The organism is Serratia sp. JSRIV006, from assembly GCF_019968685.1.
Classification (GTDB): domain Bacteria; phylum Pseudomonadota; class Gammaproteobacteria; order Enterobacterales; family Enterobacteriaceae; genus Chania; species Chania fonticola_B.
This window is the reverse complement of the sequence record NZ_CP074137.1, coordinates 2,327,706-2,341,958: the sequence shown is the minus strand read 5'-3', so window position 1 is coordinate 2,341,958 and position 14,253 is coordinate 2,327,706. Positions and strand designations below refer to the sequence as shown.

The 14,253-nt window shown below is 54.6% G+C and carries 16 protein-coding genes; 6 read left to right on the top strand and 10 right to left on the bottom strand.

Features of this window, described 5'->3' with window-relative positions; genetic code table 11:
• The first annotated feature begins 272 nt into the window (after positions 1-272).
• A complete protein-coding gene (locus KGP16_RS10720; RefSeq protein ID WP_021178352.1) occupies positions 273-497 on the top strand; it encodes a DUF2594 family protein in 225 nt (74 codons plus the stop codon).
• A gap of 374 nt (positions 498-871) precedes the next feature.
• On the opposite strand, the gene KGP16_RS10715 is transcribed toward KGP16_RS10720, so the two are convergent.
• Positions 872-1,300 (bottom strand): universal stress protein, encoded by a 429-nt coding sequence (locus KGP16_RS10715; RefSeq protein ID WP_021804757.1) that lies wholly within the window; start codon positions 1,298-1,300, stop codon positions 872-874.
• 630 nt (positions 1,301-1,930) lie between these two features.
• On the opposite strand from KGP16_RS10715, the gene cycA reads away from it, so the two are divergent.
• On the top strand, positions 1,931-3,331 hold the full coding sequence (gene cycA, locus KGP16_RS10710; RefSeq protein ID WP_223501316.1) for a D-serine/D-alanine/glycine transporter: 1,401 nt from the start codon (positions 1,931-1,933) through the stop codon (positions 3,329-3,331).
• Between the two features lie 66 nt (positions 3,332-3,397).
• Here the strand turns inward: cycA and KGP16_RS10705 are convergent, their stop codons facing one another.
• Both KGP16_RS10705 and KGP16_RS10700 read right to left on the bottom strand, forming a co-directional pair.
• On the bottom strand, positions 3,398-4,312 hold the full coding sequence (locus KGP16_RS10705; protein ID WP_115158352.1) for a DMT family transporter: 915 nt from the start codon (positions 4,310-4,312) through the stop codon (positions 3,398-3,400).
• Positions 4,313-4,458: 146 nt separating this feature from the next.
• Entirely contained in the window at positions 4,459-4,632 is a 174-nt protein-coding gene (locus KGP16_RS10700; RefSeq protein WP_021804758.1) for a hypothetical protein, read from the bottom strand.
• Positions 4,633-5,021: 389 nt separating this feature from the next.
• On the opposite strand from KGP16_RS10700, the gene KGP16_RS10695 reads away from it, so the two are divergent.
• Positions 5,022-5,336: a hypothetical protein gene (locus KGP16_RS10695; protein WP_081050627.1), complete on the top strand. Its 315-nt coding sequence runs from the start codon at positions 5,022-5,024 to the stop codon at positions 5,334-5,336.
• A 114-nt stretch (positions 5,337-5,450) separates the two neighbouring features.
• Here the strand turns inward: KGP16_RS10695 and KGP16_RS10690 are convergent, their stop codons facing one another.
• Positions 5,451-5,684 carry a hypothetical protein gene (locus tag KGP16_RS10690; protein WP_024486733.1) on the bottom strand — a complete coding sequence of 78 codons (234 nt, stop codon included), beginning with the start codon at positions 5,682-5,684 and terminating at the stop codon, positions 5,451-5,453.
• Between the two features lie 502 nt (positions 5,685-6,186).
• Here KGP16_RS10690 and KGP16_RS10685 point away from each other — a divergent pair.
• Genes KGP16_RS10685 through KGP16_RS10675 form a run of 3 tightly spaced genes read left to right on the top strand, consistent with a single transcriptional unit; the run spans position 6,187 to position 8,621 of the window.
• Positions 6,187-6,597, top strand: coding sequence for a GNAT family N-acetyltransferase (locus KGP16_RS10685; RefSeq protein WP_021804760.1), 411 nt, complete (start codon positions 6,187-6,189; stop codon positions 6,595-6,597).
• A 25-nt stretch (positions 6,598-6,622) separates the two neighbouring features.
• Positions 6,623-7,312: a PAS and helix-turn-helix domain-containing protein gene (locus KGP16_RS10680; RefSeq protein ID WP_037374900.1), complete on the top strand. Its 690-nt coding sequence runs from the start codon at positions 6,623-6,625 to the stop codon at positions 7,310-7,312.
• Between the two features lie 19 nt (positions 7,313-7,331).
• Positions 7,332-8,621, top strand: a complete 1,290-nt coding sequence (locus KGP16_RS10675; protein WP_094982300.1) for a cytosine permease — start codon at positions 7,332-7,334, stop codon at positions 8,619-8,621.
• 59 nt (positions 8,622-8,680) lie between these two features.
• Here the strand turns inward: KGP16_RS10675 and cobT are convergent, their stop codons facing one another.
• The 6 genes from cobT to cbiB are packed head-to-tail and all read right to left on the bottom strand — an operon-like array spanning position 8,681 to position 14,208.
• Positions 8,681-9,739, bottom strand: coding sequence for a nicotinate-nucleotide--dimethylbenzimidazole phosphoribosyltransferase (gene cobT, locus KGP16_RS10670; protein WP_223501315.1), 1,059 nt, complete (start codon positions 9,737-9,739; stop codon positions 8,681-8,683).
• A 3-nt stretch (positions 9,740-9,742) separates the two neighbouring features.
• Positions 9,743-10,360 carry an adenosylcobalamin/alpha-ribazole phosphatase gene (locus KGP16_RS10665; RefSeq protein WP_037374938.1) on the bottom strand — a complete coding sequence of 206 codons (618 nt, stop codon included), beginning with the start codon at positions 10,358-10,360 and terminating at the stop codon, positions 9,743-9,745.
• Positions 10,361-10,369: 9 nt separating this feature from the next.
• On the bottom strand, positions 10,370-11,122 hold the full coding sequence (gene cobS, locus KGP16_RS10660) for an adenosylcobinamide-GDP ribazoletransferase (RefSeq protein WP_021804765.1): 753 nt from the start codon (positions 11,120-11,122) through the stop codon (positions 10,370-10,372).
• Positions 11,119-11,664: a bifunctional adenosylcobinamide kinase/adenosylcobinamide-phosphate guanylyltransferase gene (gene cobU / locus KGP16_RS10655; protein ID WP_059200491.1), complete on the bottom strand. Its 546-nt coding sequence runs from the start codon at positions 11,662-11,664 to the stop codon at positions 11,119-11,121. Before cobU ends, cobS begins: the two co-directional genes overlap by 4 nt.
• Positions 11,661-13,202 carry a cobyric acid synthase gene (locus tag KGP16_RS10650; protein ID WP_209528134.1) on the bottom strand — a complete coding sequence of 514 codons (1,542 nt, stop codon included), beginning with the start codon at positions 13,200-13,202 and terminating at the stop codon, positions 11,661-11,663. The genes cobU and KGP16_RS10650 overlap by 4 nt, the downstream gene beginning before the upstream one ends.
• 49 nt (positions 13,203-13,251) lie before the next feature.
• Positions 13,252-14,208, bottom strand: coding sequence for an adenosylcobinamide-phosphate synthase CbiB (gene cbiB, locus KGP16_RS10645; protein WP_223501314.1), 957 nt, complete (start codon positions 14,206-14,208; stop codon positions 13,252-13,254).
• Positions 14,209-14,253 lie beyond the last annotated feature (45 nt).

The following is a 14,253-nucleotide window of genomic DNA, read 5'->3' as shown; positions in this document are numbered from 1 at the left end:
GTTATCTGAAAGCGCACATCCCGCCGCTAACTATAAATGAGTATACAGAGGAATTACACCTCTAGCGCAAAAAAATGCCCTGCCGACCAGCCCTAACGGGCATCGTGCCCTCGCCACGCGGCCTCAGCGATACGAACTGCCGATGCTGTGATATACTCCGCGCCCTAAATGAGGCACGGGGTCTGCCTGGGTGGGTCGGCAGCGGGTTGTTGTGCATCAAACCACATTTCATATTTCACTTCAGGCTTACGCCTTAAAATTCAGGAGATAAAATGAGCAACGTTGACTTCACTACGTCTGCAAACCCGCAAGCGCTGGCCACCGAAGTGGCCTGCCTCAAAGCGACTTTGACGTTGATATTAAAGGCTATTGGCCAGGCTGATGCCGGTAAAGTGATCATCAATCTGGAACGTTTTGCCGCTCAGGTAGATGACCCGGATCAGGCTGAAATCTTCAAGAACAGTATTCAGCAGATCAAGCACGCCTACCGCCAATAATCCGTGCGCTATCAGGCCCCCGTTTGGGGTCTGATAACGGCTTGGCGATGTAATTAGCGCCCCTCCTGAACGGTTGAATGATAAGTTTCGTAACAGAATATTTTCTATCATTAACTTAACTAACATTCACTCTAGCGCATTAATCATTAGTTGAAAAAACAACAATAGGATTAGTCCCATTTAATCATTAATAATATTGTGGGATTTTTATTACCCCATTATTGTTCACGACGCGAATAAATAGCCCTATAGATTAGGAATTAACTTACCTTTTCGCGCAGTATCTGCACGGGCATGCTGGCCAGCACCGTTTTCTTTGGGGGGGTGATTGGCCCGCAAGGTGCGGGCCGGGTTAGATGAGGGCTAACTACTGATTATCGGACTACCATCACCGAGATCTTGGCGTGGCGGACAATGGCGGCCGCATTCGAGCCGAGCAGGTAGGTTTTGACACTAGGACGGCGAGAGCCAATCACGATCAGATCGGCTGAGATTTCCTCGGCAAGTTGTAACACCTCGTCACGTGGCGAACCGAAGCTGATGGTATAAGAAAGACGCTCCAACGGCAGGTCGATCTTCGCCATGAGTTTCTTCAACCCCTCCACCGCCTTCACTTCAGCCTGATTTTCAAACTCTTTGATGCCAAACGAATAGGCGGTCACAAACGCCGAAGCATCCGGCAAGGCATGGAAGAAATGCACCTTGGCCCCAGACATCTTGGCCAGATACTCCACGTGTTCGAGCGCATGTTCAGTCAATACGTCTTCTGCAAGATCTACCGGTACTAAAATGGTCTTGTACATATTCAATCCCCTCTCTGTATTACCGTGATGAACACAGCTTACCGCTGGCCAATGGGAGCTTGTACCTATTTATGATGCTTTTGTGATCAACAGGTGTAGCTGGTGGCTTCTCGACCTTTTGACCACCATGACTCAACCAATGATTTATACTTTTGTGATTTAAACCGCAAAACCAACCAAATGTACGCTGCACGCCCGGCGATCCACTGCCAAGCCGCGCCAGCTGCAGCAATAAACTGATTAGAACTCAACTGCTCCTCGCGCAAAACCCGCTATTAACGCCCCTCAAGCACAGACAGACATCAGCATGAGTTTAATCGCCTTTTAGCATTAGTTTTTCTCATGCGAGTTTTATAAGCCCCTGTTTAATCAATGAGATAACCACTGCTGGCACTGTTCATTTGCCGCGGTAAAGAGTAATCTTCCGCCCCCTAGACGTCCGATTTGCCTCCCCCTGAGTAAAGAATAATCGGCTTTGATCCCACCTCATTATGTTGTAAAAATGTTGCACAAAGGTGGTGATATTGAGTTACCTTACTTTTGTCGGAAAAACCGGCTAATACAGATAAAAAAGAGCCACTTCAGAGCTCGCCATTCCACTCATGACAGGTAAAAACAGGACAGCATACGATGGTAGATCATTCTAAAATAGCAGTGGACGCCACGCCCGGATCAGAAGATCACCTAAGGCGAAACCTCTCAAACCGACATATCCAGCTGATCGCTATCGGCGGTGCCATTGGTACAGGTTTGTTTATGGGTTCCGGTAAGACCATCAGCCTGGCCGGGCCTTCCATCATCTTCGTGTACATGATCATCGGCTTTATGCTGTTCTTCGTGATGCGCGCGATGGGCGAGCTGCTGCTCTCCAATCTGCAGTACAAATCTTTCAGCGACTTTGCCGCCGATCTGCTCGGCCCCTGGGCAGGGTTCTTCACCGGTTGGACTTACTGGTTCTGTTGGGTGGTGACCGGTATTGCCGACGTGGTGGCCATTACCGCCTACGCGCAGTTCTGGTTCCCCGACCTCTCCCAATGGATCGCCTCTTTACTGTGCGTGTTGCTGCTGCTCAGCCTGAACCTGGCAACGGTGAAAATGTTCGGTGAGATGGAGTTCTGGTTTGCGATGATCAAAATCGTCGCGATAGTGGGCCTGATCATCGCCGGTCTGGTGATGGTGGCGATGCACTTCGAATCCCCAACCGGCAGCGTAGCCTCCTTCTCCCACTTATGGAATGACGGCGGCATGTTCCCGAAAGGCATTAGCGGCTTCTTTGCAGGCTTCCAGATTGCGGTGTTTGCCTTTGTGGGTATCGAGCTGGTGGGAACCACCGCGGCCGAAACCAAAGATCCGGAAAAAGTGCTGCCACGCGCCATCAACTCCATCCCGATCCGCATTATCATGTTCTACGTTTTCGCGCTGATCGTGATCATGTCGGTAACGCCTTGGAACTCGGTGGTGGCCGATAAGAGCCCGTTCGTCGAGCTGTTCGTACTGATTGGTTTGCCAGCCGCAGCCAGCGTGATCAACTTCGTGGTGTTGACCTCTGCCGCCTCTTCCGCCAACAGTGGCGTGTTCTCCACCAGCCGTATGCTGTTCGGCCTGGCACAGGAAGGCGATGCGCCTAAATCCTTTGCCAACCTGTCCAAGCGTGCGGTACCGGCAAACGGCCTGACCTTCTCTTGTATCTGTCTGCTGGGCGGCGTGGTGCTGATCTATCTGATCCCGAACGTCATGACCGTATTCACGCTGGTCACCACCGTGTCGGCCATTTTGTTCATGTTCGTCTGGACCATCATCCTGTGCTCGTATCTGGTCTACCGTAAGCAACGCCCGGCACTGCACCAGAAATCGATCTACAAGATGCCTGCCGGTAAGTTGATGTGCTGGGTATGCATGGCGTTCTTCGCATTCGTGCTGGTGCTGCTGACGCTGCGCGAGGACACACGCCAGGCGCTGGTCGTCACGCCGCTGTGGTTTATCATTCTGGGGATCGGTTATCAGTTTGTGCGCCGTAAGAAGTCGGCCTAACCCTAGTTATTACAACGCCGCGTTCTCACGCGGCGTTTTTACAGGTGCTATATGCAGCGCCCGCCCCTATGTCAACTCTACTGGCTTTGGTTTACGCCGAATACGCAACTCACTGACAATCACCCCCAGCACAATCAACCCTGCGCCAATCAGCGCCAACCCAGGCAAACGCTCACCGGCGATACGGCCAACTATCCCAGCCCATACCGGTTCACCGGCATAAATAACCGTGGCACGGGTAGGTGAAACGCTGCGTTGTGCCCAGTTCATCGTCAGTTGGATCACCGCACTGGCGATCCCTAACCCTACCGCGCTGTAAAGCAGATAGTTGGAAAACGCCGGAACCGACTCCCCGGTAGGAGCCATCATCAAAAACGATAACAACGACGCAGTAGCCAACTGCACAATAGTCACCCGCCGCACATTGACCTTGCCCGCAAAAGCACCGATTAAAATCACCTCGATAGCGATCGCCAGCGCACTGACCAACGTCAGGAATTCACCGCCGCTGAATGCCAGGCTGGAACTGCTTGGCCCACTCAACAGCATCAGCCCGACGAAGGCCAGTAGAATGCCAATCCAGGACATAATCCCCGGCATACGGCCAAGGACTAACCACTGCAATAACGGCACAATCGGCACGTACATGGCGGTAATAAATGCCGACTGGCTGCTGGTGATGGTTTGCAGCCCCATGGTTTGCAGGCCATAGCCGAACATGATCGAGGTGCCGATAAACACCCCGGCCTTGATTTCGTACCAGGTCATCCCCCGCAGCGAACGCAGAGAAAACAGCACCAGCGCCAACGTCGCGGTGCCAAAACGTAGCCCGACAAAAAAGAATGGCCCGCTGACTAGCATCGCCTGATGCACGGCCAAAAAGGTGCCGCCCCAGAGCATGGTGATAAGGACCAGCACGGCTTCCTGGGGTTTGATCTTCAGAAACAGCGAGGGAGTAGAGTTTTTCTTGACCGTTGACACTGACTTGCCCTTCCTGCTGGGTGCAATAAAATACACCATTTCTGCCAGTATGGGGAAAAGGCTAGCAATGGGCAATATCGTGCCTGATTGGCAGCAGCAATCGCCGCCCGGTGCCGAGGGTTGACAACCCATCCTCCTGGGTCTTTTTACTCTTCCTGGGCCGGGACTTCCGGCAGCGTTTCCAACGGCGGCTGTATCCCCTCAGAGATGTAATCTACGGCAGCCAGGGTGCGCTCGTTGCCCATAGCGTCTTCCACCACCACATGTTTGATAGCGCCATCAGAAAGTATCACTCGCTTAATGCCACGTTCGGGTTCCATATCTCCTCCCTGTGTGAATATCTGCCCCTCAAGTTTAGCCTGTAGAGCGCTTGTCGGGTTGCGGTCTAAGCGTTTATCTGAATACCCTTCGCATTTTTTATCATAGGGCACCGGTTATCAGAGCTCCAGGCGGCAATACACTTTGTATAGACAGCGAAAAACCATCACTAGCAGTTATACATAGAAGGCAAACCATCAATCATCCCTATCTTGTTTGCGGAACCCGAGCAGGGTTAAAATGCCGACCAGCCTACCGCTCACCCGTTGAACGTCCGGTCGATTCAAGCTGTGTCCGCCTGTCAGCCAACCAAAGCCAGGCGTTCTATTTTTTGCGTACTGCAAAGGGAAATAAGTCAGTGTCTAAAGATTTTGATGAACTAATAAGAGACATGGATCTTATTATTGAAAATGTAGACAGTTTCAAGGCTATGGCCCCACGCATGCCGCCACCGGCGGTAGAAGCGCCGCCAACAGCCCACTCCTACGATTCATTCTGCGAAAACATTGCGCTGAAAGTGGTACTGAAGGTTCTGCTGTCATCGGTAGACAAGATCGTCAAGGTGCAAATCGCCAACCGGGTTGAGCAAGAGATCGCCCAGATCGAGCAACAGGTCGTCTTGGCTGGCGGTGGCCCGGTTGCGCCCGAAGACCTGGCGCAGATGACCCACTACGTGCGCCGCACCGTTCACGATTTACTCAATTAAGTTCCGCCAGAAAAACGGCGATGCGTCAGGGATGGATTACTTCAGGCCGGATAGCAAGGCTTGGCGAGTATCGGCATTCAGGGATGGGTTGAATAATCATCGGGCATACCCGAATCAAGCGTACTCCAGGCGTTTCGGCTGCAAGCCGGGCGTTTGGGGTTTCGTCACCTTGACGGCTTTCGCCGGATCGCCTGCCACAAACTCCAAGGTGGGCGAGTAGTAAAAAGGCAACCATGCCTCGAAATTCTCTTCCCACTCCCATTTGACTGGGCATGGCCACAGAATATCTTCGTGCAGAATGTAATAGATCCACCGCCCATGAGGGCGGCGCGGCTTAAGTGTTTTCATAATGCCATCAATACTTTCTCACCTGTTGCGAGCTGGCCGCGAAATCGGTCGCTCAGTCATAATACCTCAGTGGGGCCACTTGAAGCGAGGAGCACCACGAAACGCGGTGCTTAACAGGTAATTATACGATAAAGGCACGGATTTTGCGGCAAAGTAGCGGAGTTTAATCCGCTACTTTGCGCAATGCATTACTGCGAAGTGATGGTAAATCTTACTACATGTTCAGTGAGGCATAGTGCGGTTGGCAAGTTAGCTTGCTCTTGTCACTATCCTCTGCCCTAAAGGGCGTATCCCTGGTGAAGCACAATATTCTCTATTCGGTATACTCTTGAGAAAGGTCAATTATTCCCTTCTCTTACCAACAACATACCCATTTTTTGCCATCAGGAAAACAGGTGAAAAACACCCTTGTAATCATTGACAATAAATGTTAACAAAAGCTAATCAATACAGAGACCTTAATGAACATTTGAATTATTAGCATGAAAAGGAAAGATTGACCATGAAGATTAACGTAACGGACACTCCAAATCCGCAGGATGAAGAGTTCGTGATTGACAGCCTCTGGGCGCACAACCATCAGTATGATGAGGTAGATATTCATCCGTTATTCCTGACCGTCACCGACGATCGCGGGCAGATTGTGGCCGGGCTGGTTGCCAGAACCTGGTGGGGGGGATTAGAAGTCCAGTACCTGTGGGTAGGTGACGAGTATCGCAAAAAAGGCTACGGCCGTGATCTGATGCTGCGGGCAGAACAGGAAGCCGTCAAGCGCGGTTGCCATATGGCCTATGTCGATACCTTCAGTTTTCAGGCGCAGGCGTTTTACGAAAAACTGGGGTACCAGCCGTATGGCAACTTAGCGGGTTATGCGCACCGCCATACTCGCATCTATTTAGCGAAAAACATCTGATAGCGCTGAAGTATGAGGGGTTCAAATGGATTCATTTTGGCAGAGCAATGAATTATATTTAAAAGGTCTCATCACCATGATGGAACATTTAAATGAGCCTTGGGGCATTAAAGATTTATCTTCACGCCATATTTATATGAACAAGGCGGCCTATCTTTATACCAACACACCTCTCAATTTCGATATTGCGGGCAAGCTTGATGCCGAGTTCCCCGCCGATTGGGCAGAGTTTGCCCCCGACTTGCAAGAACACGACAGGAAAACCGAAGGAACGCGGGATCGCGTAGCCGTTATCGAGACGCACTTCTGGTACGGCAGCGACAGCCTGGTCCCCTTTATCAGCGAAAAACTGCCTATTTATAATGACAAGGAAGAGCTGGTTGGCACCATGTGGAACGCCCGTCCGCTGGACAGTTTTTCACCGCTAAAATATATCAACCAGCAAAAGCCCAGCATATTAACCACCGAAGTCAGCATCCAGATTTTTACCCAGTCGGAGCTGGACATCATATTTTTAATGCTGCAACGCTACACCAACAAAGAGATTGCCAGGTTATATGACGTCAGCAATAAAACCATAGAAAATAGAATCTACAACATCTACCAAAAAGCCGATGTGCATACGCTCCAGCAGTTCGAAGAGTATTGCAAACAGGTGAACTTGGACAGCTACATTCCAGTACGCCTGATTGAAAAAGGCATCCAATTTATTTAAACGTTAACGAGAGATTATCGTGATTAAAATTGAAGACTACCCACTGAGCCGGGTACCGCAGGATAAGAGGGTCTCCTTCCTCAGCGTCGCCATCGTGCATATGGGTATGCTAACGGCCTTGGACCAGTTTATGCTGGGTGCCGTGCTGGGTAACTCAATGACCCTGACCGATGCCTTTATCGCCATCTCGATTGGCAGCCTGATCTTTGGGGTCGTGACGTTCGGGCTGGGCTTGGCCGGGATGAGAGAAGGTATCTCCGGCAGCCTGCTGGCTCGCTGGTGTGGCTTTGGCCGCATAGGCTCGGTGCTTATCGGCCTGGTAGTGGCCGTCAGCCTGTTGGGCTGGTTTGGCATTCAGAACGCCATCTTTGCCAAATCGCTTAACTTCGCCTTGGGCGATCGCCTGGGCTTCCCGCTGTCAGCCTCACTCTCCGGCCTGTTTTTGACGGTGCTGGTCGCTTTTGGTTTTAAAGCTCTGCGCATTACAGCTCGTATTGCTGTGCCGCTGTTTATCCTGCTGGTGTTCTTTATTTCCTATAACGTCCTCTCCGGGCAGAAACTGCATGAGGCCATTCTGCTGGCACCGATGGGGGACGCGTTAACCATCAGCGCGGGCATCACCATCGTCGTTGGCGGTGCCATTGTTGCCAGCCTGATGACCCCTGACCTGACCCGTTACTCCAAAAACAAACGCCACGTGTTTGGCATTACGTTGCTGACCATTATTGCCGGTGAATTCGTGGTTAACGGTCTGGCGATTTTTATTGCCAAAACGCTCGGCACCGCAGACGTGGTGACGATCATGGCCCAGAGTGCGGGCGGTATCGGTTTGCTGGTGGTGGTGTTCTCGACCCTGCGCGTCAACGATCTGAACCTCTATTCGTCGTCCTTGGGCGTGGTGAATGCGGTTGAAGGGATCACCGGTAAAAAGCTGAAATATACCGCGACCACGGTGATTATCGGTCTGTTGGGCACGCTGCTTTCGGTTCTGGGGATCCTGGATCGGTTTGTGGATTTCCTGACCGTGCTGGGCGTGGTATTCCCACCGATCCTCGGCGTCATGCTGGTGGATTATTTCGTGCTGCGCAGCCACCGCGATGCGCTGGACGCCAGCCGCCAGCTCGGCCAACTGCCGCAAGAAACGCCACTCATCGGCTGGGCAGCGATTATCGCCAGCATTGTCGGTAGCGTGATCGGCCTGGTGACGGAATGGGGCGTGCCAACCATTAACTCACTGCTGGCAGCCAGCGTGATTTACTGGTTGTTCAAACGCCTGTTTGGCCGGGCAACCAGCCTGCAAACCGCATAGTTCCAAGAACGCGAAACAAGCGGGCGCAGCATTCTGCGCTCGCTGAGTTAATCAACCGGTCAGGTCGCGCTACCGGGAATTACAATATTACTGTCCGCCAACGACCCCATCTGATTAAACATCACGCAGGCCGCATCCACGATATGCATGGCAATGGCGGCACCGCTGCCCTCCCCCAGTCGCATATCCAGATGCAGATAAGGTGCCAATTGCAGGTGCTCAAGTGCGGCAGCTGCGCCCTTTTCAGCTGAGAAATGGGACGGTAGCAGATAATCCCGAGCCTGAGGCGCAATGCCGCAGACCGCCAGCGCAGAGGCATATGAGAGAAAACCATCGAGGATCACCGGCAGACCGGCCGCCGCAGCCCCCAACATCACGCCAGCCATTCCCACCAGATCGTATCCACCCAGCTTCGCCAGTACGTCCAGCGCATCTTGGGTATCCGGCTGATTTACCTCAATCGCCCGGCGCACCACGTCCACCTTGTGGTGTAAACGGTCGCTGGGGAAATTGGCCCCAATGCCGACCACTTCCTGCGGATCGCGGCCGGTAAAGACGCTGACCAGCGCTGCGGCTGGCGTCGTATTTGCCATCCCCAGTTCCCCGACGCCAAACAGCTTCACCCCAAGCGCCGCCTGTTCCAGCGTCAATTGAGCCGTGGCCAACAGCAACTCCTCCGCCTGCTGGCGCGTCATTGCCGCACCACGCGCAATGTTGCCGCTGCCGCGCCCAACTTTCATGTCGATCAGGCCCGGCAAGGGTTCGCTGTCGATGCCAACATCCACCAGCTTCACCTCGGCACCGGCATTGGCCGCCAATACGCAGACGCCGGTATTGCCTTTCACCATATTCAGCGCCTGGATCACCGTTACTTCACGCGGTGACACCGCTACCCCTTCGGCATAAACGCCGTGATCGGCCATCATGACGATGATTTGCTTGCGGCTGGCGGCCATCCCGCTAAAACCGCGCATCCCGGCCAGTTGGGTTGCCAACTGTTCCAGGCGGCCAAGGCTGCCCGGTGGCTTAAGCAGGCCATCAATCTTTGCCGCTGCCTGTTGCATGGCGGCCGCGTCCAACGGCTTAATCAGGTCGATTAACGATGACAATGTTTGCATACTTTATTCTCTACTTGCAGGCTGCCAATGAGCCTGGCTGTTAAATACCTTTAGCGTGACAAACCCCTGGTTGAGTTCCACCACGCTGTAGGCTCCCTGGGTAAACGGGAAGTGCCACATCCCGGAGGCAGGCAGCTTTAGTAACCCTGCCAGCAACAGGCTCAGGGAGCCTTGGTGCGCCACCAGCAGACGATCGCCATCGCCCTGTTCGTCCAGCAGACGTTGGGCCTGCAGGCTAATCCTCTGGGAAAACAGTGGAAAGGACTCCCCCGCTGGCGGGCAGGCTCGCTGCCAATCCGCCACCCAGTCGGCCCAGGCAGCGCTATCCTGCTGCTGCAAATCCTGGTGATGGCACATTTCCCAGTCACCAAAATTCATTTCGTTAAAGCCTCCGTCAGGTTGGATCGCCAGTTCACGCTGCCCAAGCACAATCTCGGCGGTATGTTGGGCGCGTCTTAACTCACTGCTGATCGCCTGGGTAAAAGGCACTTCGGCCAGCCATTGTGCGATCTGCCTGGCCTGATGTTCACCTTGCTCGGTCAACGGTAAATCGGTCATGCCACAAAATACGCCCTGTCGATTCGCCGCCGTTTGCCCGTGTCGTACCAAAAATAGCCGCATAACGCCCACTCACAGCAGTGCCAGTAAGAAGATCAATTCGGCAATTTCTATCGCCGCCCCCAGGGTGTCGCCCGTTTGCCCGCCCAGACGGCGGCGCAGATAGGCCCGCAGCAACAGCACGGCGATCAGGGCACAGCCAAGCGCAAACAGCCCCTGCCCATGCCCATGCCCTAACAAGGCGACCAAAGCGGCCCCTAGCGCCAGAGTGAACAGCGTTTGCCCCCCGCTGATCTTGCCAATGTAAAGGTTCCCCAGCCCGTTACCTTCACGGGCATAAGGCTGGCGATACATCATCAATACCACCAGGCTCCGGCAGGCCACTCCCGCTGCCGCTAACGTGACCAACATCGGTACCCCACGCAATGCCAGTTCGCTGATCACCAACACTTTGGCCACGACGATAAAGATCAGCGCCAAACCCCCATTGGTACCAAGGCGGCTGTCACGCATGATCTCCAGCATTTTTTCCCGGGTGCGGGCCGAGAACACGCCATCACAGGTATCGGCCAATCCGTCGAGGTGAAAGGCGCCGGTAACCAGAGCCAATGCCAGCACGTAGCTCAACGCCGCCAGCGGCACCCCACACCAGGGGGCCAACAGGGTAAAGACGGCCCCACTGATTGCACCCACGATCAGGCCAATCAAAGGGAAACCGACAATGCCGCGCTGGTAATTATCCATCGCCAATCCCTGTGTCCAACTCGCGGGCAGCGGGATACGCGTCATCAATTGCAGGGTGGCCCAAAATAGTCGCAGACTCATTTGATCTTGACCTCAATACCAGAAATCACCAATAGCACCGACTCGGCGGCGGCGGCCAAACGCTGGTTAACACGCCCGGCAATATCACGGAAGTGTCGTGCCAAACGGTTTTCCGGCACGATGCCCATCCCCAGTTCATTGGTGACCAGATAGATCGCCGCCGGACTGCGGGCGCAGGCGGCCAGCAGATCATCGATCTGCCGTTGGATTGCCGTTTCAACCACGGCAAAATCGATGCTTTCCACCGGCGTCTCCCCGGTCAGGTCAAACATCAGGTTGGCGATCAGCGTGGTAATACACTCCAGGATCACCGCATCTCCCGCCCCCGCCTGTTGGTCGATCACACTGGCCAGTTGCTGGCTCCCCTCCCAGGTACGCCAATGAGCGGGCCGGGCTTGGCGATGCAGCTTGATCCGTTCGGCCATTTCCTCATCGGTGACCACCGAGGTGGCGATATACAACACCCGGTCACTGACACCGCTCGCTAACCTTTCGGCCAGCGAACTTTTGCCGCTGCGTGCTCCGCCGGTGATCAGGATCATTGTGCCTCCGTTTGCTGGTGTTCGGTCATCAAGCGATAAATTTTATCCATATCAATATGTTCCCGCATCTTATCGGCCAACAGATCAAACTGTTGCTGCTTGTAATCGGCATAATCGAAAGCCGGGCCGTCGTAAACCGCTAGCCCTTTACGCTGGCGCAATTGGTTTAGTAGCGCACGGCAAAAAGGCGCGCTGTCGAATAAGCCATGGATATAGCTGCCCAGCACGTTACCGGTGGGGTTCACTGCACCGTCGAAGGCGCTATCCGGCTGCCCATTGCGTAGGGAAAGGCGGGAGAAAGGCGTAGCCTCTGAGCCAAGCTGGGTGGTGCCCATATGGATTTCATAACCAACGACATCCTGCTCGCCACAGCCAGACCAGAGGCCGGGCAACCCAGGCTCACATTGTGCTGTCACCTGCGTAGTGACTTTTTGCGGTGCGAAGCGGGTGGTGACATCCAGCAAGCCCAAACCCGCCATCTGTTCCACACCGGACTCCACGCCATCAATAATGTGCTTACCGAGCATCTGGTAGCCGCCGCAAATACCCACGATCTGCACTCCGGCCCGGTGCTGATCCTGTAACGCCGCCGCCAACCCGCTCCGTTGTAGCCACTGCAGATCCCCCAGAGTGTTTTTGCTACCCGGCAGGATAATCAGATCGGCACCGGCCAGCGCCGCCGGGTGCGAAACATAGCGCAGCCCTACGTCCGGCTGGGCCGCCAAGGCATTAAAATCGGTAAAGTTGGACATATAGGGCAGTTGTACCACCGCGATGTCCAGCTCATGGCTACTGCCTGTCGGGGCATATTTGCCATTTTGCAACGCCACACCATCCTCATCTTCCAGATCGATATTCAACCAGGGCATCACGCCCAGCACCGGCACACCGGTCAGCGCCTCAATCTGCTCCAAGCCCGAATAGAGCAAGGCAATATCACCACGGAATTTATTGATGATCACCCCTTTCACCCGAGCTTTTTCATCCGGTTCTAGCAGTGCCAACGTGCCATAAATGGCGGCAAATACCCCGCCGCGATCGATATCGGCCACCAACAGCACTGGCGCATCGGCGATCGCCGCCATGCCCATATTGACGATGTCGCGGTCGCGCAGGTTGATTTCCGCCGGGCTACCCGCCCCCTCCAGCACCATGATGTCGTAGCCGCTGGCCAGGCTGTGATACACCTCGCTGATTTGTTGCTGTAACTGCGGCTTGTACTCGTGATAGCTGACTGCGTCCATATTGCAGGCCACTTTACCCATCAGCACCACCTGCGCCTGACAATCGCTGGTCGGTTTCAGCAGGACCGGGTTCATTCGCACATCGGGTGCGATACCGGCGGCCTCGGCCTGAAAGATCTGCGCACGACCCATCTCTTCGCCACGGGCGGTAATGCCAGAGTTGAGCGCCATATTCTGCGATTTGAACGGCGCACAGCGATAGCCATCCTGCATGAAGATCCGGCACAGCCCGGCCACCAGCACGCTTTTACCCACATCGGATGCAGTTCCCTGCACCATCACACACCGTTTCATCACTTATTCTCCACGTAGCGCTGGCTGAGCCGCGCAAACCATTATTATTTCAAGCGCCAAGCCATAGCAGGCGCAACGCGGCAAACAGCAGCAGAGCCAACAGCGAGGCCGTCATCATCAGACGCGTGCTGCGGGGAATATCTGCCAGCTCGATCTCCCGCCGAGCCTCACCGATCCACGGCTTTTCGACCCGCTGACCAAAGTAGTTGTTAGGACCGCCAAGCCGCACTCCCAGCGCTCCAGCCACGGTCGCTTCCGACCAGGCGCAGTTGGGGCTGGTATGCTGATAGCGATCGCGCCAGCCGATACGTAACGCCTGGCGATAGTTCAATCCGTGCAGCCGGGCCGCGCAGCTCAGCAGTAGCCAGCTAAGCCGGGCGGGTAACCAGTTGGCGAAGTCATCCATCCGCGCCGACACATAGCCGATGGCGCGGTATTTCGGCGTTTTATAGCCCACCATTGAATCGAGAGTGTTAACCGCTTTATACGCCATTGCCAACGGTGCCCCACCGATCAGTAAAAAGAACAGCGGCGCAATTACGCCATCCACGCTGTTTTCCGCCACCGTTTCCACCACCGCCCGGGTGATTTGCGGCTCTTCCAGTTGTGAGGTATCCCGCCCGACAATCCACGACAGCTTGCGGCGGCTCTCCTCAAGATCGGCACTCTGCAGGGCCCGGTGAACCATCATGGCCGCCTGTTCCAGGCAGCGTCCGGCGAGCAGGGTATAGATCAGCCAGACTTCCGCCAGCCAGCCCAACCACGGGTGAATATGCTGCATCAGCGTTAAAAAGCCCCAACTGACCAGCCAGACCAACCCTACGACGCCCAGCCACAACAGCCCGCCACCAAGTTTTAGCGCCCTCTCGCTATGGCAAATCCGGCGGATCGCGCGTTGCAGCACCGTGATCAGGTTGCCGATCCAGCGCACCGGATGCGGCCAGTGCGGCGGGTCGCCTAACAGGCTGTCGAGCAGAAAGGCCACGAACCAGGCTAGCAGCGTCATGGCACGCACCTTATAGCCACGATCGAGAAAACTTGATGGTGGGTT

What these genes read in the sequence shown, in the direction of transcription:
- KGP16_RS10720 (WP_021178352.1), top strand. Translation starts at nt 273, where the DNA reads ATGAGCAACGTTGACTTCACTACGTCTGCAAACCCGCAAGCGCTGGCC.
- KGP16_RS10715 (WP_021804757.1), bottom strand. Translation starts at nt 1,300, where the DNA reads ATGTACAAGACCATTTTAGTACCGGTAGATCTTGCAGAAGACGTATTG.
- cycA (WP_223501316.1), top strand. Translation starts at nt 1,931, where the DNA reads ATGGTAGATCATTCTAAAATAGCAGTGGACGCCACGCCCGGATCAGAA.
- KGP16_RS10700 (WP_021804758.1), bottom strand. Translation starts at nt 4,632, where the DNA reads ATGGAACCCGAACGTGGCATTAAGCGAGTGATACTTTCTGATGGCGCT.
- KGP16_RS10695 (WP_081050627.1), top strand. Translation starts at nt 5,022, where the DNA reads ATGGATCTTATTATTGAAAATGTAGACAGTTTCAAGGCTATGGCCCCA.
- KGP16_RS10690 (WP_024486733.1), bottom strand. Translation starts at nt 5,684, where the DNA reads ATGAAAACACTTAAGCCGCGCCGCCCTCATGGGCGGTGGATCTATTAC.
- KGP16_RS10685 (WP_021804760.1), top strand. Translation starts at nt 6,187, where the DNA reads ATGAAGATTAACGTAACGGACACTCCAAATCCGCAGGATGAAGAGTTC.
- KGP16_RS10680 (WP_037374900.1), top strand. Translation starts at nt 6,623, where the DNA reads ATGGATTCATTTTGGCAGAGCAATGAATTATATTTAAAAGGTCTCATC.
- cobT (WP_223501315.1), bottom strand. Translation starts at nt 9,739, where the DNA reads ATGCAAACATTGTCATCGTTAATCGACCTGATTAAGCCGTTGGACGCG.
- KGP16_RS10665 (WP_037374938.1), bottom strand. Translation starts at nt 10,360, where the DNA reads ATGCGGCTATTTTTGGTACGACACGGGCAAACGGCGGCGAATCGACAG.
- cobS (WP_021804765.1), bottom strand. Translation starts at nt 11,122, where the DNA reads ATGAGTCTGCGACTATTTTGGGCCACCCTGCAATTGATGACGCGTATC.
- cobU (WP_059200491.1), bottom strand. Translation starts at nt 11,664, where the DNA reads ATGATCCTGATCACCGGCGGAGCACGCAGCGGCAAAAGTTCGCTGGCC.
- KGP16_RS10650 (WP_209528134.1), bottom strand. Translation starts at nt 13,202, where the DNA reads ATGAAACGGTGTGTGATGGTGCAGGGAACTGCATCCGATGTGGGTAAA.
- cbiB (WP_223501314.1), bottom strand. Translation starts at nt 14,208, where the DNA reads ATGACGCTGCTAGCCTGGTTCGTGGCCTTTCTGCTCGACAGCCTGTTA.